Annotated in this window: 16 protein-coding genes and 1 tRNA gene; 11 read left to right on the top strand and 6 right to left on the bottom strand. The window is 63.0% G+C overall.

Annotation, left to right across the window (positions count from 1 at the left end; genetic code table 11):
- Positions 1-2 precede the first annotated feature (2 nt).
- Positions 3-1,850, top strand: a complete 1,848-nt coding sequence (locus AC1Q6Z_RS27695) for a methyl-accepting chemotaxis protein (protein ID WP_435267581.1) — start codon at positions 3-5, stop codon at positions 1,848-1,850.
- Positions 1,851-1,883: 33 nt separating this feature from the next.
- On the opposite strand, the gene AC1Q6Z_RS27690 is transcribed toward AC1Q6Z_RS27695, so the two are convergent.
- A complete protein-coding gene (locus AC1Q6Z_RS27690; RefSeq protein ID WP_439615049.1) occupies positions 1,884-2,051 on the bottom strand; it encodes a hypothetical protein in 168 nt (55 codons plus the stop codon).
- Between the two features lie 163 nt (positions 2,052-2,214).
- Here AC1Q6Z_RS27690 and AC1Q6Z_RS27685 point away from each other — a divergent pair, with 163 nt between their 5' ends.
- The gene (locus AC1Q6Z_RS27685; RefSeq protein ID WP_492649927.1) at positions 2,215-3,087 is read left to right on the top strand and encodes a LysR family transcriptional regulator; all 873 of its coding nucleotides are present in this window, start codon (positions 2,215-2,217) and stop codon (positions 3,085-3,087) included.
- Between the two features lie 57 nt (positions 3,088-3,144).
- On the opposite strand, the gene AC1Q6Z_RS27680 is transcribed toward AC1Q6Z_RS27685, so the two are convergent.
- Complete coding sequence (locus tag AC1Q6Z_RS27680; protein ID WP_319318536.1) at positions 3,145-3,384, bottom strand: SMc00767 family acetate metabolism repressor; 240 nt, start codon at positions 3,382-3,384, stop codon at positions 3,145-3,147.
- A gap of 100 nt (positions 3,385-3,484) precedes the next feature.
- A complete protein-coding gene (aceA, locus tag AC1Q6Z_RS27675; RefSeq protein ID WP_492649926.1) occupies positions 3,485-4,774 on the bottom strand; it encodes an isocitrate lyase in 1,290 nt (429 codons plus the stop codon).
- A 219-nt stretch (positions 4,775-4,993) separates the two neighbouring features.
- On the opposite strand from aceA, the gene AC1Q6Z_RS27670 reads away from it, so the two are divergent.
- From AC1Q6Z_RS27670 to AC1Q6Z_RS27650, 5 genes are all read left to right on the top strand, one after another.
- Positions 4,994-6,409: a helix-turn-helix domain-containing protein gene (locus tag AC1Q6Z_RS27670; RefSeq protein WP_492649925.1), complete on the top strand. Its 1,416-nt coding sequence runs from the start codon at positions 4,994-4,996 to the stop codon at positions 6,407-6,409.
- 169 nt (positions 6,410-6,578) lie between these two features.
- The gene (locus tag AC1Q6Z_RS27665; RefSeq protein ID WP_305112861.1) at positions 6,579-7,688 is read left to right on the top strand and encodes a polyamine ABC transporter substrate-binding protein; all 1,110 of its coding nucleotides are present in this window, start codon (positions 6,579-6,581) and stop codon (positions 7,686-7,688) included.
- Positions 7,689-7,768: 80 nt separating this feature from the next.
- Positions 7,769-8,911, top strand: coding sequence for an ABC transporter ATP-binding protein (locus AC1Q6Z_RS27660; protein WP_256120686.1), 1,143 nt, complete (start codon positions 7,769-7,771; stop codon positions 8,909-8,911).
- 3 nt (positions 8,912-8,914) lie between these two features.
- Entirely contained in the window at positions 8,915-9,826 is a 912-nt protein-coding gene (locus AC1Q6Z_RS27655; RefSeq protein ID WP_492649924.1) for an ABC transporter permease subunit, read from the top strand.
- A 3-nt stretch (positions 9,827-9,829) separates the two neighbouring features.
- The gene (locus tag AC1Q6Z_RS27650) at positions 9,830-10,648 is read left to right on the top strand and encodes an ABC transporter permease (RefSeq protein ID WP_256120684.1); all 819 of its coding nucleotides are present in this window, start codon (positions 9,830-9,832) and stop codon (positions 10,646-10,648) included.
- A gap of 3 nt (positions 10,649-10,651) precedes the next feature.
- On the opposite strand, the gene AC1Q6Z_RS27645 is transcribed toward AC1Q6Z_RS27650, so the two are convergent.
- Positions 10,652-12,487 carry an AsmA family protein gene (locus AC1Q6Z_RS27645; protein WP_492649923.1) on the bottom strand — a complete coding sequence of 612 codons (1,836 nt, stop codon included), beginning with the start codon at positions 12,485-12,487 and terminating at the stop codon, positions 10,652-10,654.
- 185 nt (positions 12,488-12,672) lie between these two features.
- Here AC1Q6Z_RS27645 and AC1Q6Z_RS27640 point away from each other — a divergent pair, with 185 nt between their 5' ends.
- Entirely contained in the window at positions 12,673-14,622 is a 1,950-nt protein-coding gene (locus AC1Q6Z_RS27640; RefSeq protein WP_492649922.1) for an acetoacetate--CoA ligase, read from the top strand.
- Between the two features lie 249 nt (positions 14,623-14,871).
- Here the strand turns inward: AC1Q6Z_RS27640 and AC1Q6Z_RS27635 are convergent, their stop codons facing one another.
- A complete protein-coding gene (locus AC1Q6Z_RS27635; RefSeq protein WP_492649955.1) occupies positions 14,872-16,449 on the bottom strand; it encodes an ABC transporter permease in 1,578 nt (525 codons plus the stop codon).
- A gap of 190 nt (positions 16,450-16,639) precedes the next feature.
- The gene (locus AC1Q6Z_RS27630; protein ID WP_492649921.1) at positions 16,640-20,248 is read right to left on the bottom strand and encodes an ATP-binding protein; all 3,609 of its coding nucleotides are present in this window, start codon (positions 20,246-20,248) and stop codon (positions 16,640-16,642) included.
- Positions 20,249-20,491: 243 nt separating this feature from the next.
- On the opposite strand from AC1Q6Z_RS27630, the gene AC1Q6Z_RS27625 reads away from it, so the two are divergent.
- The 3 genes from AC1Q6Z_RS27625 to AC1Q6Z_RS27615 all read left to right on the top strand — a co-directional run bounded on the left by AC1Q6Z_RS27625 (position 20,492) and on the right by AC1Q6Z_RS27615 (position 23,213).
- On the top strand, positions 20,492-20,941 hold the full coding sequence (locus AC1Q6Z_RS27625; protein ID WP_256120680.1) for a phasin: 450 nt from the start codon (positions 20,492-20,494) through the stop codon (positions 20,939-20,941).
- 147 nt (positions 20,942-21,088) lie between these two features.
- Positions 21,089-21,165 (top strand) — tRNA-His (locus tag AC1Q6Z_RS27620).
- 386 nt (positions 21,166-21,551) lie between these two features.
- Positions 21,552-23,213 carry an ATP-dependent nuclease gene (locus AC1Q6Z_RS27615; protein WP_492649920.1) on the top strand — a complete coding sequence of 554 codons (1,662 nt, stop codon included), beginning with the start codon at positions 21,552-21,554 and terminating at the stop codon, positions 23,211-23,213.
- The last annotated feature ends 187 nt before the right edge of the window (positions 23,214-23,400 follow it).

Here is a 23,400-nt window from a genome sequence, read left to right as displayed (position 1 = left end):
ACATGATCAGGATTTTCAGATCTTCCGTCGCCTATCAGTATGCGGCGATGACCTTTGCCTTCATCTTCCTCAGCGCCGCGGTGATCGTCGGCGTGATGCACTACAACCTGCGCAGCTATGTGCTGGAGGATGCGGCCAACGATGCGCGGGATGCCACGCGCGCCATGGCCGTTCTCTATGGTGCGGCGATCGAAGACGCCTCCGTTGCGTTGAAGGATGGCGGGCTCACGGCGATCCACAGCGAGGCGATGCCGGAGCTTGCCAACCACGACCTCGTCGACCGCACGGCCAGCTCGATTGCCGGCGTCGCGACGGTCTTCGCCAAGCAGGGCGCCGACTACGTGCGCATCTCGACGAATGTGAAGAAGGAGGACGGATCGCGGGCCGTCGGCACGAAACTGGCGCCCGAGCATCCGGCACAGGCGGTTCTTGCCAAGGGCGAGCCCTATTTCGGACCGGCCCAGCTCTTCGGCCGCGACTTCATGACCGGTTACTTCCCGGTCAAGAACGCTGCTGGCGCCAATGTCGGCATCCTTTTCATCGGCATCCCGATGGAGATTTACTTCCAGAAGATCCATGACCTTCAGGTCCGAGCCATCCTTGCCGGCGTGCTGTCGATGCTGGTTTTCGGCGCGCTTGCCTATTTCGCCGTCCGGCGGGCGACGCGGCCGCTGCGCGCGCTGATCGGCGCCGTCGGGGGCATTGCCGAAGGGCGCCTCGACACGGACATTCCGAGCCGCGACAAGGCGAACGAATTCGGCCAGATCGCCCGCGCTCTCGAAGTCTTCCGCGAGAATGCCCAGCGAAAGATCGAGATGGAGGACATCGCGCAGCGCCAGGACGAACAGGCAGCGGCGGAGCGCGAACTGAGCGACGCGGAAAAGCGCGAAACCGACCGGCAGATCGATTTTGCCGTCAGCGAGCTCGCCGCCGGCCTCGGGCGCCTTGCGCGAGGCGATCTCTCGCAGGCCATCGACACGCCGTTCTCCGGCCGCCTGGAACAGCTCCGGCAGGATTTCAACGGCTCGCTCGCGCGGCTCCAGGATACGCTGGGCAGCATCCGCAGCAATGCCGAGGCGATCCAGTCGAGCGGCACGCAGATGCGCCATTCCGCCGATGACCTGTCGCGCCGCACGGAAGCGCAGGCCGCTTCGCTGGAGGAGACGGCGGCCGCGGTCGACGAGATAACCGTCACGGTGCGCTCATCCGCCGAGCGCGCCCAGGAGGCCAACACCAAGGTCGCCGAAACCAAGGCGAGCGCCGACAATTCCAGCGCGGTCGTCACCAGCGCCATCGAGGCGATGGGGCGGATCGAGGAGGCCTCGCGCCAGATCGAGCAGATCATCGAGGTGATCGACGACATCGCCTTCCAGACCAACCTCTTGGCGCTCAATGCCGGCATCGAGGCTGCGCGTGCCGGCGAGGCGGGCAAGGGCTTCGCGGTTGTGGCGCAGGAGGTGCGCGAACTCGCCCAGCGTTCGGCGGAGGCCGCCAAGGAAATCAAGGGCCTGATCGACAAGTCGACGCAGGAGGTCAGCACCGGCTCGCGCCTCGTGCAACAGACGGGGGCCGTGCTCGCCTCCATCAGCCAGCAGATCGTCGGCATCAGTGATCATGTCGCGATGATCGCCACCGCCAGCCGCGACCAGTCGGCCGCGTTGCAGGAGGTGAACGGCTCCGTCAACCAGATGGACCAGATGACCCAGCAGAATGCCTCCATGGTGGAACTGACGACAGGCGCCAGCCGCCACCTTGCCGGGCAGGCCGACGAACTGATGGCGCTCATCGCCCAGTTCCGCTTCGAGAGGGAGCGGGAAGCCCAGGCCATGCGCTCTTCGCGCGCCGCCTGAGACGCACTGCATACCCGTTGCAGAAAGGCCCGGTCATGCCGGGCCTTTCGTGTTTCGTGCGGGACGCAGGCGGCGCCACAGCCGCAGCAGGCCGGCACGAAGCGGCGCGGTCTCGCGCAGATGGTCGAATTCGTGTTTGCGGCGGCCGCTCTGCTTCTGTGAAAGCTCGAAGAGGATCGCGAGTCCGTACATATCCTGCATGCCTGTCTCCGTTTTGAAGGCTACAGCCGGCCGTGGCGCCGGGAGGGGCGCGCCGTGGCGGTGAATGGCGTGGGCGGCGCTGTCTGCGCCGTGTTCGACGAGGGGAAATTACCCTTCAAATCGGCATTCACGAACAGCGGAAACCGCACTATGTTTTTCATTCATGAAAGACATGTCCTGGGAATCCTACCGAATCTTCCTCGAAGTCGCCCGGCAGGGCGGGCTTACCGGCGCATCGCAGGTCTCGGGTTTGAGCCCCGCGACGGTCGGCCGGCGCGTGCTGCAAGTGGAGGAGGCGATGGGCCGCCCGCTTTTCCTGCGCAGCCAGACCGGCTACCGGCTGACGAGCGAGGGCCAGGCGCTGTTCGAGCAGTTACAGGGTATGGAGGCGATCGCCCGCGGCGTGGAAAGCTGGCGGCAGGAGGGGCAGGGGACGAGCACCGTGCGGCTGATGGCCGGCACCTGGGTGACGTGGCTCGTCTGCGAGAATTTTTCCGCAATCTGCACCGAGCGCGACCCCTTCCGCCTCGACCTGTCCATCTCGGAGCGTCGCGCGACGCTCACCCACCGCGAGGTGGATGTCGGCATCCGGGCGGTCGAGCCGACGGAGCCGAGCCTGATCAGCCGGCATGCCGGCGAGGTGGCCTATGCGGCCTATCGGCGGAAGAATTCCGGGGAGGCGCTCGCCGGGCGCTGGCTGGCGGTGTCGCAGGAGGATGCGGTCTCCGCCTACCTGCGCTGGCCGCATGAGCGGGCGGCGGGCACTATTGCCGTCATCGTCAGCCGGCCGCGCTCGCTGCTCGATCTCGTGCGCGCCGGTGCCGGGCAGGCGGTGCTGCCCTGTTTCGTCGGCGATCTCGATCCGGCGCTGGAGCGGGCAGGCGAAGAAATCCGCGAGCTGCGGCACCACCAATGGGTCGTCACCAACAGCGAGGACCGCCACCGGCGCGATATCCGCACCGTCTCCGACCGGCTGTTCCGGCTGCTCCCAAGCCACGCCGATCTCTTCGCCGGCAAGCGGCCGAGCCGCACGTAAAAAGGTCCCCGGCGCAGGGAGCACCGGGGACCTTGTTTCGACTGGATGTCTTGCCTGTCAGCCGCGACCCTGCGTCACGATGACCGGGATCAGCAGGTCGCCCCAGTTGCCCTCTCCGCCGTGGTGGCGGGCGGAGCGGACGAGCTCGACCGACACCCCCGCCTCGACCGCCTTCATGACGGACTGGTTGAGGCGGTGCAGGTCGTTGGCGACCATGCGGATCATGGCCTGCTGGTCGGGGGACATGGCGGACGCCTGTTCTTCCGCACGTTCCTTGACTCGGGTCTGGACTGTCATGGCATTTCTCCTCTTTTTTGAGCATTTGCAGGCAGGTGGTACACCTGCCGTCGCAGGAATGCGGGCTCTATGGGGGTTCTTGAAGGGTTGACGGGTCGGGTTATTCGGCGGCCGGGCGGAACTGCTCGTGCTCGGTCGATTCATGCATGGCGGTCGTCGAGGACTGGCCGCCGGTAATGGCCATCGAGACGGCATCGAAGTATCCGGTGCCGACTTCGCGCTGGTGCTTGGTCGCGGTGTAGCCGTTGATCTCGGCGGCGAATTCCGCTTCCTGCAGCTCCGAATAGGCCGCCATCTGGCGATCCTTGTAGCCGCGGGCCAGTTCGAACATCCCGTAGTTCAGCTGGTGGAAGCCGGCGAGCGTGATGAACTGGAACTTGTAGCCCATCGCACCGAGCTCCCGCTGGAACTTGGCGATCGTCGCGTCGTCCAGGTTCTTCTTCCAGTTGAACGAGGGCGAGCAATTGTAGGCGAGCAGCTTGCCCGGATGGGCCTTGTGCACGGCCTCGGCGAACCTGCGGGCCTGTTCGAGGTCCGGCTTGCCGGTCTCCATCCAGATCAGGTCGCAATGCGGCGCATAGGCGATGGCGCGGGCAATGCAGGGCTCGATGCCGTTCTTGACCTGGTAGAAACCCTCGACCGTGCGACCCTTATCCCGGTCGACGAAGGGCTGGTCGCGCTCGTCAATATCGGAGGTGAGAAGCTTCGCGGCCTCGGCATCGGTGCGTGCGACGACCAGCGTCGAAGTGCCCATGACGTCGGCGGCAAGGCGCGCGGCATCGAGGTTGCGGATATGGGCCGCGGTCGGGATCAGAACCTTGCCGCCGAGATGGCCGCACTTCTTTTCCGATGCCAACTGGTCTTCGAAGTGGACGCCGGCAACGCCTGCCTCGATGAAGGCCTTCATGATCTCGAAGGCGTTGAGCGGGCCGCCGAAGCCGGCTTCCGCGTCGGCGACGATCGGGGCGAACCAGGTGTCAACCGAAAGGCCGTTGCCTTCCGCAGTCTCGATCTGGTCGGCACGCTGGAGCGTGCGGTTGATGCGCTTGGCCAGTTCCGGTGCGGCATTTGCCGGGTAGAGCGACTGGTCGGGATACATGGCGGACGCCGTGTTGGCGTCGGCGGCGACCTGCCAGCCGGACAGGTAGATCGCCTTCAGGCCGGCGCGGACCATCTGCATGGCCTGGTTGCCCGAGAGCGCGCCGAGCGCGTTGACGAAATCTTCCTCATGGATGAGCTTCCAGAGACGGTTCGCACCGTTTTCGGCGAGCGTATGGCGGATCTGGACCGAGCCGCGCAGCTTCTCGACCGTCTCGGCCGTGTAGGGGCGCTCGATGCCGTCGAACCGGCCTTTCGGCGCGCTCGGGACGAGATTGTAAAAATCGGTCATAGTATCCTCCAATGCGATGTCTCGGGATCGGGCTTGGCTCTCTTTGTCGCCCGATTTCATGTGACAGTATTTACATCGCAGCGCACAATAGGGCGAGAGAAAACCGGAAAATCAGCGGCGTAATCGAGTAACGATGTCTTGCCTTTGACAAAGGGCGTCTGTAAAAAAGTAAAGATTGTAAATTTCCAGCGGCGGCCAATCGTGTAAAGGATGTGACATATGGCGGAGAACAAGATCTTTGCCGGCCCGAAAGTCCGGCGCATCCGCAACACGCTGGGCCTCACCCAGACGGCCATGGCGGAAGGCCTGTCGATCTCGCCATCCTACCTCAACCTCATCGAGCGCAACCAGCGGCCGCTGACGGTGCAGCTCCTGCTGCGGCTCGCCTCCGTCTATAAGGTGGACCTCGACGAGCTTCAGGGCGAAAGCGCCGGCAATGCGCGCCAGCTGCGCGAGGTCTTCGCCGATCCGCTGCTCGCCGGCGAATTGCCGGGCGATCATGAGCTGGTCGAGATTGCGGACGCCGCGCCGAACGTGGCGAGCGGCATCCTGAAACTCTACCGCGCCTATCGCGAACAGGCCGCCCGCCTCACCGATCTCGCCGACCTTCTCGCCCGCGAAGGCCACGCCACGACGCTCTCCGGCGCGCTGCTGCCGATGGACGAGGTGCGCGACAAGCTGGAGAACCGCCCGAACTATTTTGGCGCGATCGATGAGGCGGCGGAGCGGTTTCATGCGGCCCTTGCGCCCGGTGACGATCGGGCGGCGGCGCTGAAGGGGTGGCTGCGCAAGGAGCACGGTGTCGTCGTGCGCCTGCTGCCCGTGCACACCATGCCGAACCTGCGGCGCCGCTTCGACCGACACTCCATGCGTCTCTTCCTGTCGGAGCGCCTGTCACCCTTCGACCAGATGCGCGAGATCGCCATGGAGACGGTGCAGCTGGCGCTTCAGGACGAGATATTTGCCGAACTCGATCAGCTCGCCCTGTCGAATGCCGAGGCCAAGCGCATCGCCCGTTTCGAACTGGCGCGCTACGCGGCGCATGCGCTGATGATGCCCTACGAGGCCTTTCACGCGACGGCGCAGCGCGCGCGCTACGATGTCGATATCCTGCGCTCGCGTTTCGGCGTCTCCTACGAGCAGGCGGCCAACCGGCTCACCATGCTGCAAAGGCCGGGCAAGCCGGGCGTGCCCTTCTTCATGCTGGAGATCGACAATGCCGGCCACCGCTTCCGCCGGGCGGGCGCGTCAGGCTTTCCGCAGGCACGCTTCGGCGGCGGCTGTCCCAAGCTCGGCGTGCATTCCGCCTTCTCCCAGCCGGGGCAGATCCTCGTCGATCGCGTCGAGATGCCTGACGGTGCCGCCTTCCTGACGGTCTCGCGAACGCTCGAAGGCCCGCAGAGCGCCTTTGCGGAGCGGGTGCGCCGCACGGCACTGCTCATCGGCTGCGATGCGGCGCATGCGGAAGAGACGGTTTACGCCGAAGCGGTGCGCAGGGACGGCACGGTCGCGGTCGGCACGGCCTGCCGGTTGTGCGAGCGGCAGGGCTGTCTTGCGCGTGCCGAACCGCCCGTCACGCGCCCCCTCGGGCTGGACGAAATGGTTGCGGGATTGAGCCTTTTCGACTTCCAGTGAATTTTCGCTTGATTTCCGCCGCGGATAGGGCTTCAAATATGATAGGAATGGGAACAATGTGATATCAAAAATCGCCCTGTCTATGCGTAGAATGCAGCTTGTCGCCTCTCGAAAAACATCCATAATCGGTGACTGTTCTTTCATAGCAACTCATAGGCACGGAAAAAAACTGGGAGATAAATCAATGATAAGACGTACTCTTTTGGCGACGGCTGCCACGGTCGCCCTGTTTGGTGCAGGTGGTGCGCTGGCGCAGGAAAAAGTCGTTAATGTCTATAACTGGTCGGACTATATCGATAGCTCGATCATCGACGATTTCACCAAGGAAACCGGCATCAAGGTCGTCTACGACGTCTATGATTCGAACGAGATCCTTGAGACGAAGCTTCTCGCCGGCGGCACCGGCTACGACGTGGTGGTGCCGACCAACACCTTCCTGCAACGCCAGATTTCGGCCGGCGTCTACCAGAAGCTCGACAAGTCGAAGCTGCCGAACCTGAAGAACATGTGGGACATGGTCGCCACCCGCATGCAGCCCTTCGATCCCGGCAACGAATATTCGATCAACTACATGTGGGGCACGATCGGCATCGGCTACAACAAGGCCAAGATCAAGGAAGCCCTCGGCACGGACACGATCGATAGCTGGACGGCGATCTTCGACCCGGCAAACGCCGAAAAGCTCAAGGATTGCGGCATCAACCTGCTCGATTCGCCGACCGACATCATCCCGGTGACGCTCGCCTATCTCGGCCTCAACCCGGATAGCCATGACCCGGCCGATCTCGCCAAGGCCGAGGAAGCGCTCCAGAAGATCCGTCCCTTCGTGCGCAAGTTCCACTCCTCCGAGTTCATCAACGGCCTGGCGAACGGCGATATCTGCATCGCGGTCGGCTGGTCGGGCGATATCTTCCAGGGCCGCGACCGCGCGGAAGAGGCCGGCAACGGCGTCGAGATCGGCTACACGATCCCGAAGGAAGGCACGCAGATGTGGTTCGACCAGATGGCGATCCCCGCCGACGCACCGCATGTCGAAGAGGCGCACGCCTTCCTCGACTACATCATGCGCCCGGAAGTCATCGCCAAGGCCTCGACCTACATCCACTATGCCAACGGCAACAAGGCGGCCCAGGCCATCATGCCGGAAGAGATCATCAAGGACACGACGATCTATCCGGATGAGGCGACGCTGGCAAAGCTCTTCACCAACACGACGCTGGACGCAAAAACGCAGCGCCTGTTCACACGGGCGTGGACCAAAATCGTGACCGGCCAATAACCGGCACAGGACGAATTGCCCGGAAGTCTCTTCCGGGCAATTTCATTTTGACTGCCAGAAAAAAGAGATGGGGACAGGTAATGAAATCTCTCGGCAATATCCGTCGTTCCTTCGCGCCGTGGACGGATCCGGACGCAAAACCATTCATCACGTTCCGCAATGTCACGAAGAGGTTCGGCGATTTCACCGCCGTCGATGATCTCACCCTGAATATCTATCACCGCGAGTTCTTCGCCCTGCTCGGCGCGTCCGGCTGCGGCAAGTCCACGCTGCTGCGCATGCTCGCCGGCTTCGAACGGCCGACCTCCGGCGAGATCATCCTCGACGGCCAGGATATTGCCGGCATCCCGCCCTACAAGCGGCCGGTCAACATGATGTTCCAGTCCTACGCGCTCTTCCCGCACATGACGGTGGAGAGCAATATCGGCTTCGGGCTGCGCCAGGACGGCATGCCGAAGAACGAGATCGCCGAGCGCGTCTCGCAGATGCTGAAGCTCGTCAAGCTCGAACAATTCGCCAAGCGCAAGCCGCACCAGCTTTCCGGCGGCCAGCGCCAGCGCGTGGCGCTTGCCCGTTCGCTCGCCAAGCGCCCGAAGGTGCTGCTGCTCGACGAGCCGCTCGGCGCGCTCGACAAGAAGCTGCGCGAGGAAACGCAATTCGAACTGATGGACCTGCAGCAGGAACTCGGCCTCACCTTCGTCGTCGTCACGCACGACCAGGAAGAGGCGATGACCATGGCCGACCGCATCGCGGTGATGAGCCACGGCAAGGTCATCCAGGTGGCCACACCGGCGGAAATCTACGAGGCGCCGAATTCGCGCTTCGTCGCGGACTTCATCGGCGACGTCAACATCCTCGACGGCAAGGTCTCGGCCAACGGCAACGGCAAGATCGAGCTTGCCGTCAACGAGGGTTTCACCATCCGCACCGCAACCGCCAACGGCCCCACGCCGGGCAGTGCCGCGGGCTTCGCCATCCGGCCGGAAAAGATGAAGGTCACGCGGGCCGCTCCCGCCGATGCCTCCGTCAATGCGGCGCCGGGCGAAATCTGGGACATCGGCTATCTCGGCGACATGACGGTCTTCTACGTCAAGCTCGACAGCGGCAAGGTGGTCAAGGCCTCCATGCTGAACGCGTTGCGCGAGGTGGAGGACCCGATTTCCTATGACGAGAAGGTCTGGGTCTCCTTCGGCGAAACCGCCGGCGTCGTCTTGAAGGATTGACCGATGAACAAGCTCGGCTCCGCCATCTTCAGCCGCCTTGTCATTATTCTTCCCTATGCGTGGCTGCTGTTCTTCTTCCTCGTTCCCTTCTTCATCGTCTTCCGCATCTCGCTTTCCACCACCGCGATCGCGCAGCCGCCCTATGAGCCGGTCTTCGCGCTGGCGGATGGCCTCTCCGGCTTCTTCAGCAAGGTGGGGCAGTTCAGTTTCGCGAACTATATCTGGCTGACCGAGGATGCGCTTTATCTCAACGCCTACCTGTCGAGCATCTGGATCGCCGGCGTTTCGACCTTCATCACGCTCCTGATCGGCTACCCAATCGCCTATGGCATGGCGCAGGCGCCGCGCACACTGCGCCCGACGCTCTTGATGCTCGTCATCCTGCCGTTCTGGACGAGCTTCCTGATCCGCGTCTATGCCTGGATCGCCATCCTCAAGCCGGAAGGGCTGCTCAACCAGTTCCTGCTCAGCACCGGCATTATCGACCAGCCGTTGATCATCATCGGCACCAATTGGGCGATCTATATCGGCATCGTCTATTCCTATCTGCCCTTCATGATCCTGCCGCTCTATTCTGCGCTGGAGAAGATGGACAATTCGCTGATCGAGGCGGCAAAGGATCTCGGTTGCCCGCCCATTTCCGCCTTCTGGAAGATCACGTTCCCGCTTTCGCTTCCGGGCGTGGTCGCGGGCTGCATGCTCGTCTTCATTCCGGCCGTCGGCGAATTCGTCATCCCGGATCTGCTCGGCGGGTCGCAGACGCTGATGATCGGCAAGACCTTGTGGAACGAGTTCAACGCAAACCGCGACTGGCCGGTCTCCGCCGCCGTCGCCACCATCCTGCTCCTCATCCTGGTCGTGCCCATCGTGTTCTTCCAGAATGCGCAGGCCAAGGCCGAAGAGCAGGGGAAGTAGACCATGAGCAACTGGTCCCGTTTCAACATCGTCTCCGTCGTTCTCGGCTTCGCCTTCCTCTACCTGCCGATCGTGCTGCTGGTGGTCTTCTCCTTCAACGAGTCGAAGCTCGTGACGGTCTGGGCCGGCTTCTCGACGAAATGGTACGTCGCGCTCTTCAACAACCAGGGCCTCATGGATGCGGCCTGGGTGACGATCCGCGTGGCGCTGCTGTCGGCGACGATCGCCACCATCCTCGGCACCATGGCGGCGCTGGCGCTGACGCGCTACACGCGCTTCCGCGGAAGGCTGTTGTTTTCCGGCATGGTCTATGCACCGCTCGTCATGCCGGAAGTCATCACCGGCCTGTCGCTGCTCTTGCTCTTCGTCGCCATCGGCTTCGACCGCGGCTTCGTCACCGTGACGCTGGCGCACATCACCTTCTCGATGTGCTTCGTGACGGTCGTTGTGCAGTCGCGGCTGCTCTCCTTCGATCGCTCGATCGAGGAGGCGGCGCTCGATCTCGGCGCCACGCCGGTCAGGACCTTTCTTGAGGTGACGTTGCCGGTCATCCTGCCGGCGGTGCTGTCGGGCTGGATGCTGGCGCTGACCCTGTCGCTCGACGACCTCGTCATCTCGAGCTTCACCTCCGGTCCGGGTGCCACGACGCTGCCGATGAAGATCTACAGCCAGGTGCGCCTCGGCGTGACGCCGGAAATCAACGCGGCCTGCACCCTGCTCATCGGCCTCGTCGCCATTGGGGTCGTTATTGCGTCCATCATGACGAAGCGGCGCGAAGTGCAGCGCCAGCGCGACGAACAGGCGGCCTTCGCCGGCCGCTGAACCCTATTCCTGGCGGGGCTGCTGCCCCGTCAGGATCGAAAGCGGCGAGATCACCGGCTCCGGCCAGGAGCCGCCGACGAAGAAGCTGATCGCCGGATTGACGACCGCCGAGGCCTCCACCTGTGGGCGATCGGACAGCGCGCCGGCCAGCGCCACGCTGCCGCTGCGATAGGGGATCATGCCGGAGAGCGTCAGAAGCTTCTCGTTGCCCTCGATCTCCGCCTTGGTCAGTTCCGCAAGACCGCGGTCGAGCTTTGCCTCCACGTCGGCCCGCACGAAATCGAAAGAGCCGTCGGCTGCTTCGGAAAAATTGAAGAAGGCGTTTTTCGCCGCGCGCTCCTCGAAGGCCTGCCGGTTGAAATGGGTGAGCGTGCCCGAGCCCATGTTCAAGCGGAACTGGCCGGACATGTCGGACGCCGTCGTCGCCCAGAGCGGCCGGTCGGTCGAAAGCTCGAAATCGGCCGAGCCGCGCCCGGAAGGCAGCGGGCCTGGCAGCGCCAGCGTGTTGACGATGGCGCCGATATCGACATTGCTGAGCGACATCTGGAACCGCCCGCCGCCGCGAAAACCCTGTTCGGTGAGCGCGATGCGACCGGTCATGCGCCCGTCCATGAAGCCGCTGTCGCCGACATCGAAGGAGGCGCGGCCATTCTCCACACGCACCCCGGCCGCAAGCTCCTGAAGCGAGAACGGCGTGAAATCGGCCGTCTTGGCGGAAAGCCGGAGGTCCATGCCGAACTGGTGCAGGAAGGCCGTGTCGATGCTCGCGGCATTCTGCTCGGCACCGGGCGAAAAGGCGGAGAGGAAGGCACGCAGGTCAATGCGGTCGAAGGCAAGCGTGCCGCCGACCTGGGGCACGCCGTCCGGCGGCATGTCGACGTCCAGCACGCCGGTCGCCTGCGCATTGTCGAGCGTCAGCTTGACGTTTTCGAGCTTGGCCGAATAGCCGGCCGTCGTCACCTTCGCCTCGACATTGACATGGCCGAGATTGCCGACCGAGGGAATGTCCTTGCCCTGCCAGGCGAGCAGGTGGCCGAGCGAGGGCGTCGACAGCATCATGTTGCCGGCCACAAACGCATTGGTCGAGAGATTGGCGACGCCCTCGAAGTTCACCGTGGTCGGATCGGCGGAAAGGTTGGTGCGCATATTGGCATTGTGCCCGGCCAGCAGCGCCAGCGGCTGGTCGCAATCGAAGGTCCAGCGCGTCATCTCGCCATTGACGACGCCGGAAAGCGTCAGGTCAAGCGGACGCCGCAGCGCCGGCCAGTCGATATTGCCGTTGATATCAGAGATGCGATAGGGCGTGGCCCCGTCGTCCTGCGTCACCTCGACGATCCCGTCGACGACATTGATCGTGCCGATACGCTCCTCCGGCAGTTCAGGTATCGCCTGGCCTTCGGGGGCGGAGGCGGTGGCGTCGATCGCCTGGATCAGCCATCCGCTGTGGCGCCAGTTGAACACGCCCTCGGCGTCCCAGCCGACGCGGACCGTCGGCCGCACGAGATCGAAATCGCTGAACACCGGCTTGCCGCGCACGGCGCCGACCAGGTCGAAGCTTGCCGATATTTCCTCGATATGCGCGAGTTCCTGCTTGCCTCCCGTGACGACCCGCACATTGCCGAGCGTCACGCGCGGATAGGGCCAGAAGGAGAACTCGGCCGCGCGGCCGATCTCGACATCGGCGCCGGTCCACGCCTCCAGAGTCTCCTCGATTTCCCGCCCGACCGTGTCCGTCTGGATGAGGAAGGGAAAGCCGACGCGCCCGGCGACGAACAGTGCCAGAACGACCAGGAATCCCCGCACCAGAAGCCGCGATTGCATGAAACGGGAAAGCGTCATTCGGGGGCGGGTCCTCTACCGGCAGCGGTCACATCTCTTCAAGCGAACGGGGATAGGCGCTTGGGGCTAAGAAATCAAATGGCGGCATGGCGGAATTGCGTTCGGCAACGGCGCGAACCGGCATTCGCGGCATTATACTGCGGTGCAACATGTTGTAGAATGGCCCTGGAGTGGAGGACAACGTGATGTCGGAAATGCCCCTGTGGGAACCCTCGGCGGAAATCCTGGCGACGAGCCCGATGGCCCTGTTCATGAAAGCGGCGAGCCGCATCGCCGGGCGCGCCTTCACATCCTATGACGATCTCCACACCTGGTCGGTGGAAGACCGGGCGGCCTTCTGGACCGCGGTCTGGGACGATTGCGGTGTGATCGGCGAGAAGGGCGGCACGGCGCTCGAAAACGGCGACCGCATGCTGGAAGCCCGCTTCTTCCCTGAGGGCCGGCTGAATTTTGCGGAGAACCTGCTGAAGAAGGCCGGTCCGGAGGATGCGATCGTCTTTCGCGGCGAGGACAAGGTGGCGTACCGCTGGTCCTGGGACGAGCTGCGCGCCCGCGTTTCCAAACTCCAGCAGGCCTTCGCGGCGATGGGCATCGGTGAGGGCGACCGCGTTGCCGCCATGATGCCGAACATGCCGGAAACCATTGCCTGCGTGCTCGCCGCCACCTCGCTCGGCGCCATCTGGTCTTCCTGTTCACCCGATTTCGGCGAGCAGGGTGTTTTCGACCGCTTCGGCCAGATCGAGCCGAAACTCTTCATCGCCTGCGATGCCTATTGGTATGCCGGCAAACTCCAGGACGTCTCCGCCAAGGTGCAGGCCATTGCCGGCAAGCTCGGCGTGCCGGTCGTGGTGGTGCACTATGCGGGCGATGCTGAAGCGCTCGCCGCCTCGCTGCCGGATGGCCGCACGCTGGAGACGCTGACGGCGCTTTACGCGGCAAAGCCGCTCACCTTCGCGCAGCTTCCCTTCCGACACCCGCTCTATATCCTGTTCTCCTCCGGCACGACGGGCGTGCCGAAATGCATCGTCCATTCGGCCGGCGGCACGTTGTTGCAGCACCTGAAGGAGCATCACCTGCATTGCGGCCTGGTCGAGGGCGAACGGCTTTTCTACTTCACCACCTGCGGCTGGATGATGTGGAACTGGCTGGTCTCAGGCCTCGCGCTCGGCACCACGCTCTGTCTGTTCGATGGGTCGCCGTTTCATCCAGACGGCAACGTGCTGTTCGACTATGCGGATGCGGAACGCTTCGCCGTACTCGGCACCTCCGCCAAATATATCGACGCCGTGCGCAAAAGCGGCCTCACGCCGCTCTCGACACACGATCTCTCCAGCCTGCGCGTGCTCGCCTCGACGGGCTCGCCGCTCTCGCCGGAGAGCTTCAGCTTCGTCTATGACGGCATCAAGCCGGACGTGCAGCTCGCCTCCATCTCCGGCGGCACGGATATCGTCTCCGGCTTCGTGCTGGGCATTCCGCTGAAACCCGTCTGGCGGGGCGAGATCCAGGGGCCGGGCCTCGGCCTTGCCATGGACGTCTGGGACGAGGACGGCCATGCGGTGCGCGGCGAAAAGGGTGAGCTGGTCTGCACCAGGGCCTTCCCCTCGATGCCGGTCATGTTCTGGAACGACCCGGAGGGCGAAAAATACCGCGCCGCCTATTTCGAGCGCTTCGACAATATCTGGTGCCATGGCGACTTCGCCGAATGGACCCGCCATGGCGGCATCGTCATCCATGGCCGCTCCGACGCGACGCTGAACCCCGGTGGCGTGCGCATCGGCACCGCGGAGATCTACAACCAGGTCGAACAGCTTGACGAAGTCGCCGAAGCGCTCTGCATCGGCCAGGACTGGGAGGACGACGTGCGCGTCGTGCTCTTCGTGCGGCTCCAGCCCGGCGCGGTGCTGGACGAGGCGTTGGAAAAGACGATCCGCACAAAGATCCGCACCGGCGCCTCGCCGCGCCATGTGCCGGCGAAGATCATCCAGGTTGCCGATATCCCGCGCACGAAATCGGGCAAGATCGTCGAGCTTGCGGTGCGCGAGGTCGTGCACGGCAGGCCGGTCCGGAACCAGGAGGCGCTCGCCAATCCGGAGGCGCTGGCGCTCTTTGCGGGCTTGGACGCGTTGAAGTCATAAGGGTGAGCGGCGCTCGCGATTTCGAACCGGCCGTATTAACCAAACTCGCGAAGTTGTGAACGAAACCTTTGTGCCGGAACCGGCCAGGTAAGGATTTGTTAAACCGCATTGGGGCAATGTCGTGCCAACTTGAGCGCGCCCGATGATGGGCGTTCCGGTCGCACCCGACCCCGATGGCATGAGGCCGTTCACCCACGCTTACGTTGGACAGCATTCAAACTATCGGGGCGGCTTTTGCCGCCCTCTTTTTTACCCCGAGTGCCGGTCGAGCGAGCGCGAGACGAGGAAGACGGGGATGAGTCCGACCGCGACGATGATGATGGCCGGCACCCCGGCATCCTCCACCTTCGCCCGCGAGGCATCCTCGTAGACCAGCGTCGCCAGCGTGTTGAAGTTGAACGGGCGCAGCATGATCGTCGCCGACAGTTCCTTCATGGTTTCGATGAAGACGAGCAGCGCCGCCGTCAGCGTTGCCGGCCGCATCATCGGCAAAAGCACGCTCCGCAGCGTCTGGCCGCTGGTGCGCCCGAGCGTACGCGCCGCCATGTCGAGATGCGGCGAGAGCTTGTGGAAGCCCGCATCGATCGTGCCTTCCGCCATGGTGAGAAAACGCACCGTGCAGGCATAGATGATGGCAAAGCCGGTGCCGGAGAGCAGCAGGCCGGTGGAAATGCCGAACTGCGCGCGCAGGAAGGCATCGACCGCATTGTCGAAATTGGCGAGCGGTATCAGCACGCCCATCGCCAGCACCGTGCCCGGCACGCCATAGCCGAAGGAAGCGAAACGCCCGGCGGCGGCGTTCAGCCGCGAGCGCGTGGTGCGCGCGGCATAGGCCAGCAGGAAGGCGAGCAGCACCGCGACGAGCGCCGTCGATGCCGAGACGAGCACGCTGTTCCACAGTGCGGAGAGCAGCCGCGTCGAGGCGAACTGCTCCAGCCGGCGCGCGGCATAGCCGCCGAGCACAAAGACCGGAATGGCGAAACCGATGACCGGCGGCGCAAGGCAGGCGAGGCTGGCCACCCATTTCTTCCAGCCTGCGAGCTTCAGGCGCACCGAATCATGCACCGCCGCCGTGGTCTTCTGGCTGGCGAAACGCTGCCGGCGGCGGGCGGCACGCTCCACCAGCATCAGGCAGACGACTAAGACCAGCATGACGCAGGCGATCTGCGCGGCACCGGCAAGGCTGCCGCGGTTGAGCCAGGTATCGAAGATCGAGAAGGTCAACGTCTGCACGCCGAGATATTCCACCGCGCCAATATCGTTCAGCGTCTCCATGGCAACGAGCGTCAACCCCACCATGATCGCCGGCCGCGCCATGGGGATCTGGATTTTCGCGAAGACCTTCAAGGGACCGGCGCCCAGCGTACGCGCCACATCCGCCGCCGCGCGGCCCTGCATCAGGAACATCGAGCGCGCGGAGAGATAGATGTAGGGATAGAGCACGCTGGAGAGCACCAGCATCGCGCCGCCGGTGGTGCGCACCTCCGGAAACCAATAGTCGCGGCTCGTCTGGAAGCCGAAGAGGCCACGCCAGGCCGTCTGCACCGGGCCGGTGAAGGAGAAGAATTCCGCGAAGGCATAGGCGCCGAGATAGGCGGGAATGGCAAGCGGCAGCACGAGCAGGCCGGAGAGCAGGCGCCGGCCCGGAAACTCGCAGCTCGCGACCAGCCAGGCCGTCACCACGCCAACGACGACGCTGATGGTGCCGACGCCGGCCAGCAGGATCAACGTGCGCAGGGTCGCGCGTGGAATGACATTGCTGATGAGATGCGGCCAACTCTCCATGCCGCCCGTTGCGGCGATAACGACGATGGCGATCGCCGGCATCAGCACGATGACGGCTGCCAGCACGGCGGTGACTGAGAGCAGCGGGTGGCGGGCGGCGCCGGATCGCCGGAGCTGGCTATGCGCCGGCACGCTTTCAGACAGGACCTGCAAGGCTTTACCTCGACGATGCGGCAATCCCTGCCGGGGCAGGGGCGCCGGGAAGCGTTTTTCCCGGTCTAGCCCAATAGGGTCAATCTGCCAACACGCGCGGCGAGGGAAAGCTCACTTCGACCAGCGTGCCCTCGTTCGGCGTGGAGCTGATCGAAAAGTTCGCCCGGTTGGCATCGACCATCGCCTTGGTGAGCGGCAGGCCGAGGCCAGTGCCGTCGCCACGCTTGCGCGCGCCCGTCGTCACCTGCCGGAAGGGTTTCATCGCCTGTTCCAGCTCGCTGCGCGTCATGCCGACGCCGGTGTCGCGGATGCGCAGCACGACGCTGCCGTTCGGCTCGTAGGCGGTCGACACGACAATCTGCCCGCCGGCCGGCGTGAAGCGGATGGCATTCGACAGGATGTTGAGCGCGATCTGCTTGATCGAGCGCAGGTCCGCGACGATCTGCGGCACATTGGCCGAAAGCGAGGTGCGGATGATGACGCGCTGGCCGTTCGCCTGCGGCTGCACCAGCGACACGGCTTCCGCGATCGTCTCGTTCAGGCCGACGGCGGTGAACTCCAGCTCCATCTCGCCCGCCTCGATCTTGGAAATATCGAGCAGGTCGTTGACGATATCGAGCACATGGCGGCCGGAGCGGCCGATGTCGTTGGCATATTCGATGTAGCGCGGATGGCCGATCGGGCCGAAGCGCTCCGTCGCCATCATGTCGGAAAAGCCGATGATGGCGTTGAGCGGCGTGCGGATCTCGTGGCTGACGCGGGCGAGGAAATCGCTCTTGTGAGCGTTCGCCGTCTCGGCCGCGCGCTTGGCGTTGCGCAGCTCCTCTTCGGTGCGCTTCCACTGGGTAATGTCGCGGATGACCGCGCAATAGCCGGAGGAGGAGGAGAGGCGGCCCATCGTCATGAACAGCGGGATGAAGCCGCCGGAGGCCTCGCGGCCGATGACCTCGCGCCCGTCATTGAGCACGCTCGCGACGCCATGGCCGGCGAGGCCGGCGAGATAATCGAGCACTGCTTTCTGGCTTTCATGGGCAAAAAGCATGGCGAAGGGCCGGCCGCGCGTCTCGTCCTCGTCATAGTTGAAGAGCGCGCTTGCCGAGCGGTTCATCGAGCGGATGTCGCCCTCCTGCCCGACCACCACGACGCCATCGGTCGCGGTTTCGAGGATGGAGCGTAGCTCGCTGACCTCGATGCGCAGCGCCGAGGCGGCCGCCTGGTCGGCGTTCCGCTCCTCGGTCTCGATGGGGGCGGGCGCGGTTTCGACCAGCGAAAGGGTCGGCTTGTTGGCCTGGATCGGCGTCAGCGCCAGCATCAGCGCGGTGCCGTCCTCCCAGCGGATCGACTGGAGGCGGGCGCGCACGGCGCTGGCACTCTCGCCATCGGCATGGCGCAGCGCCATCGTGCCGTCGCCATCGCCGGCGTCCTCGTCCGGGCCGCCCAGCAGGATTTCAAGCCCGCCGGAGGCTTCGAGGTCGTCGAGGCTGGAATAGCCCGTCAGGCGGAAGAATTCCGGATTGGCATGGATCAGCCGGTCGCCGACATGCACCAGCAACGCCACGGGCAGCGCGTCGACGACGGCGGCGGTGAGGCCGTAATCCATCTGCCGGCGCGGCGGGGCGATCGCCGTGCGCGTCTCGGCATGGTCCTCACTCAGGAGGTCGTCGGCATGCGGGCCGATTTCGAGGCCCGGCATTTCCGCATCGTTTTCGCCTGTCGCGGGCACGACGGCTGCAATTTCGGGCTCGTCGTCGCGGATCGTCTCAGCCGGCGTCTCGGCAGCGCGGTCACCTGCCGGGCGGTCCTCCGGCTTGCGCTTGCCAAAGGTCTCGCCGAGCTGGCGGGCGATTTCGCGGAATGCCGCCTGCTCGCCGGTCGAGAGGCCATCGAAAAGACCACCGCGATTGCGCCGGGTTTCGAGCTGCACCACCTTGTCGGACTGGCGGCGGGCCGGGTTTTCGACCAGGCGCAACGCCGGGCGCTCGCCACGGAAGGCATCCTGCTCGTCATCGACCGGCACGACCGGTGTCGTCTCTTCTTCCGGAGCCGGGGAGGTGTCTACGGTTTCCTCGGGCTCGACGGGTTCTTCGGCCACCGTCTCATCCGGTGCCGCGAAAGCGTCGTCCGTCACCTGCGCAGAGGCATGATCCGGAATTTCGATCGTTTCGGTCAGGCCCTCCGCCGCGTCCTCCAGCAGCGTACCGGCTTCTTCGGCCAGAACTTCCTCCACCAGGACGGTCTGCTCTTCCTCAACCGCCTCGACCCTATGGCTGAGCGTCAGCCCACGCGCATGAGGGTCCTCGCTGGAATCGGCGATGCGCACGATGCCAAAGCCGCGGAAACCGTCGAATTCGCGGTTGCGCGAATAGGTGGGCAATGCGGCAAGATCGACCGGCACGACGAGCGACGTGCCCTCGACCGGCCAGAGAATCGTCTTGCCCGACCAGGTATCGCGGCGGCGCAGCAGGTCGCCGATCTTGCCTTCGGCGTCGAGATCGAAGCGGGCCGCGACATCGGTAAAACGCTCGCCGGAAATGGCCGCGGCATGCGGCCCGACGGCAGCGGCGAATTCCTCCGAAATCTCGCTGAACCGTCCCTCGGCATCGATCTTCCAGACGAAACGGATGGGCCGTCCCTGCGGATTGAAGACGAAGCCGGATTTTTCAAGGGGCGCTTCGGCGGCCTCGGCGGCGGGTTCCTCCGCAAGCGCCGGTTCGGCCTCTTCCACGGTTTCCGCAACGACGTCTTCGGCGGTGGCTTCAGGCGCTTCCTCGACCGGCTCGTCGACTTCCGGCAGCGCTTCCGCAACCGGTTCGTCGGCGCTTTCCAACGGGGCGACGTCCTCAATTGCAGGCTCTTCCTCGACAAAGGCGACCGCTTCGGGCTCGGAAACCGGCTCCACTTCCGGCACGTCCTCGACCTGCTGCTCTTCCGCCACAGGGGTCTCGATCTCCGGCTCGACCTCCACCGCGGCAACAGCCGCTGGTGCTGGCTCGGCCTCGTCCTCATCCGGATCGAGATGCCCGAGGATCGTTTCGACGGCGAAGAGCAGGTGCAGCGCCGGATCGGTGGCGATGCGGCCGATGGCGGCGGGCAGGTTGCCGCGGCCGGTGGCGATCGGGCGCTTGACGAGGCGCTCCGCGCTGCGGCCGGCGGCCTCCACGAGCGCGCGCCGGGTTTCCGGGCTGACGGCGAGGCTTTCGAAATCCGCCGAGGCGGCGATGATCGTGCCGCCGCCGTCGAGCACGGCCATATGCGTGTCGGGATCGTCGAAGCCGGTGAGCATGGCGGCGGCCGCATCCTGCTGGCTCTGTCGGCCGGCGCTGACGGGTGTGCTGAACAGGATCGCCTCGTCGCCGAGGCGGATGGTGACGCCTTCGACGGCCGCACTTACCGGGACGCTGCGAAACCCGCTGCCGATGCGCATGATGAAGCTGCGGCGCTCGCCCGGCGCCTGCACCTGCTGGGCGGTGGCGGAAAGCTGGCGGAAGGCGACATCCGCGCGGTCCGGGCCGGCGTCCAGAAAATCATAGATGTTGTCGTGACCGAAAAGGGCGGCCCCGCGGCCGTTCGACCAGAGCACGCGCGCCATGTCCTTGGAAAACAGCACGACCGCCTCGCCCCGGGCGAAGGGCAGGCGCACCCGTTCATGGACGGCGACGTCGATAAAGGGATACTGCTTTGCGGACATATTCAGGCCTGTGTCTGCTTCCGGGGCCCCGGCTTTCGATTAACGCTTTATTAATAGCGGTGCATGTGCGGAGGGTCCAGCGCCTCGCCCGCAAAGGCCCGGGCTTTCGGGCAGAAGGGTTAACGCCGCCTCGAATTATTGTGCACCGCACAATTTTGTTGCAATGCGAAAAGAGATCGTCTATATACGGCTCATCCAAGAACACGGCGCCTCTAGAGAGGGCCAAACCAAGGAGCGCAGACAATGGCTACCAAGAAGACCGACGACGTATTCTCCATCGCATCCATCGACCCCAGCAAGGTCTCTGAAAGCTTCCGCGAGTTCGCCGAAAAGGGCGCCGCTCAGAGCAAGGAAGCTTATGCCAAGATGAAGGAAGCCGCCGAAGACGCGACCAAGACCGTCGAAGCGACGCTCGAAAGCGCCCAGGCCGGCTCCGTCGAACTCGGCCTCAAGGCCATCGAAGCGCTCCGCACCAATGCCGAAAACTCGCTTTCCCACATGGAAGCCCTGCTCGGCGTGAAGTCGGTCTCCGAACTGTTCGAACTGCAGACCGCGTTCCTGCGCAAGCAGGCCGAAGTCGTCGTCGAACAGGCCCGCACCCTTCAGGAAACCTCCAAGAAGGTTGCCGAAAAGGTCTCGGCTCCCGGCAAGTCCGCGGCCGAGAAGGCCATGAAGTCCTTCAAGACCGCCTAAGCCCCGCTTCGCAGGGTTTTACACGGCATGATAAAATGGCCGGGCATGAGCCCGGCCATTTTCGTATGTGCAAGCATGCAAAAAACGCTTGAAAAATGGTGCGGCTGCCCGTATGTGACGCACCAAGCGCGGTCGACGCGCCGTTGTGCGGTTGTAGCTCAGTTGGTTAGAGCGCAGGTTTGTGGCACCTGAGGTCGGAGGTTCGAGACCCCCCAACCGTACCATTTTTCCACAACGAATCCAGATAATGGCGGGGATAGCCTGCAATATCATATGGAGTCCGCCCCTTTTGGCTGCTTCAGAAAACGTCTGGAGCATTTATTGTTCCTTATGAGAATCGCGGCACTGGTTTCCGGTGTTGGACATAGGCGCCCTGAAGTCCTCTAAAGTGCCGTTAAATCGAAGTGCTGGGCAGACCGGTGTCCAGCTTATTCGTACCAGCTTATCGGGCGATACGCCGTCGCTAAGCATTGAAGAGCGCTTCTGAGGCGAGTTCATATTGGTTTTCGCCATAGATTTTAGTGGGTTGATTCTGATCATACAGCACTAGCTCAAGCACCCGCAGTTGTGGTACGTGCGTCGATCGAAATATTCTACTTTTTGGTGGTGTATGGAACTCTCTACAATCGCGGTCAAAGGGTTTAAACGAGTTCGGGATGTGGAGCTTGAGCTCGGTAAGAGTACCGTTCTGGTTGGGGGGAATGGAAGCGGGAAGAGCTCCATATTGCAGGCTCTCCATCTGGCGTCTTGCATGACAAGGCAGGCAGACCGCGTTGAAAAGGACAAGCCGAACACGGTCAGCGTTACGGAACTCGATTATCTGCCAACAAACCAGTATAAAAAGCTAGGTCACAATGGTGACTGGGGAAACCGCAAAGAGAGCCCCGGTTCGGTAATTAGCTTTGGGTTTACAGACGCTGGAGGAGATGTTGAAGCGGAAATAACGCTACGATCTGCGCGTAACGCTGGGCTCTCGATAAGCGGCACGCTTCCAACCGCCGTATCGCCCTTGCTTAGGGCAAAGAACAAATTCTTCACGTGCTATGTACCAGGTCTGTCTGGAATTCCGAATAGTGAGCGCAGAGAAAGTAAAAGAGTAGTTTTGAGGGCTTGCTCTTTCGGAGATAGTAATGTCTATCTTAGGAATGTTCTTCTTATAATTAAGAATGAAAAGCCAGAAGCAATAGCAAAAATAGAAGATTATCTATCTGAGCTAATAGAGCCTATAAAGATTGTTATAGAACATGACGACGAGAATGATCTCGAAATAAGGTGTTATTTTGAACGTGAGGGAAATAGAAACCAGATAGAGCTTCTAGGCACTGGATATCTCCAGGTAATACAGATGTTAAGTTATATCTACCTCTTCGAGCCTGTTATCTTGCTCATAGATGAACCTGATACCCATCTACACCCATCCGCTCAAGAACGGTTGGTATCAGTGCTGGAGCGGGCAGCAGCCCCATTTGATACTAAAATTATCATGACAACACATTCGCCTTTCATTGTACGAGGCGCTGCAAATGACGCCAGAGTTTATTGGCTGGAGAACGGTGCGGTGCTTACTGGGAGTAGATCTGCTGCCGAACAGGCACTTGGTTGGGGAGCGATGGGGAAAAAGGTGTTGGCGATTTCTGAAGATGGAAATCTCAAGTTCTTGAGACAAATTATCCGTCAATGGCCAGCACTGGAGAGGCAAATTGCGATTCTACCAGGTACTGGTTTTCGTAATCTGCCGACCCCCGCTCAAGCAGAAGAGCTTTATGTCGGCCTAGAGCAAAGTATAAAAATTGCGGTGATCAGAGACAGTGATGCACTCACGCCAGATGAAAAGAATGCACTACGAGTAGCGTTCGACAATGATCATATGCGAATAATCTTTACAGCGTTTTCTGATATCGAACACTACGCGGCGCAGCCAGACGTGTTGGCAAGGCTTGGTAGTGAGCCGTTGGCAGACGCCGAAGCACGTGTACTGGCGAAGATCGAACAACACAAGCAACCTGTCGAGGATATGTATCGAAAGCGGAGAAAGGCTCACAACGAGGAACTGCATTCAGCCGCAGGTGGTGCGCCAATTACCGATGACCTTTGGAACCAACTTGGGCAGGCGGGACCTAGCACGGTCAAAGGGAAGTTTTTGCACAAGCAGATGTTTTCTATCGAGCCGCTTAAAAGTGTATTTGAAAACAGCGACGAGGGCTTTGTCGCCGCATGTGACGGTAGTCTTGCTCTGGACCTCAAGCACGAACTTGAGCAATTTGCTGGTTAATTCTCCATCAAGTTGCCAGGGGGATGACGCAGTTTACTCAATGCCTGGACCCTCGATATGGCCTCTGCCGGGTCTCCATGAAATGGCCGATAGATGTTCGGCGAGCCGCTTTCCTGGGCGATGGCGGTGGGTCTGGCGGTCTCCCTCGTCGGCATCCTGATCGTTGCGAAATCGCAGGCGCAGGCCC

Source organism: Shinella sp. GW835-FHT14H05 (assembly GCF_058793575.1).
Note: the sequence above shows the minus strand (reverse complement) of the source record. Positions and strands in the feature narration are given on the sequence as shown.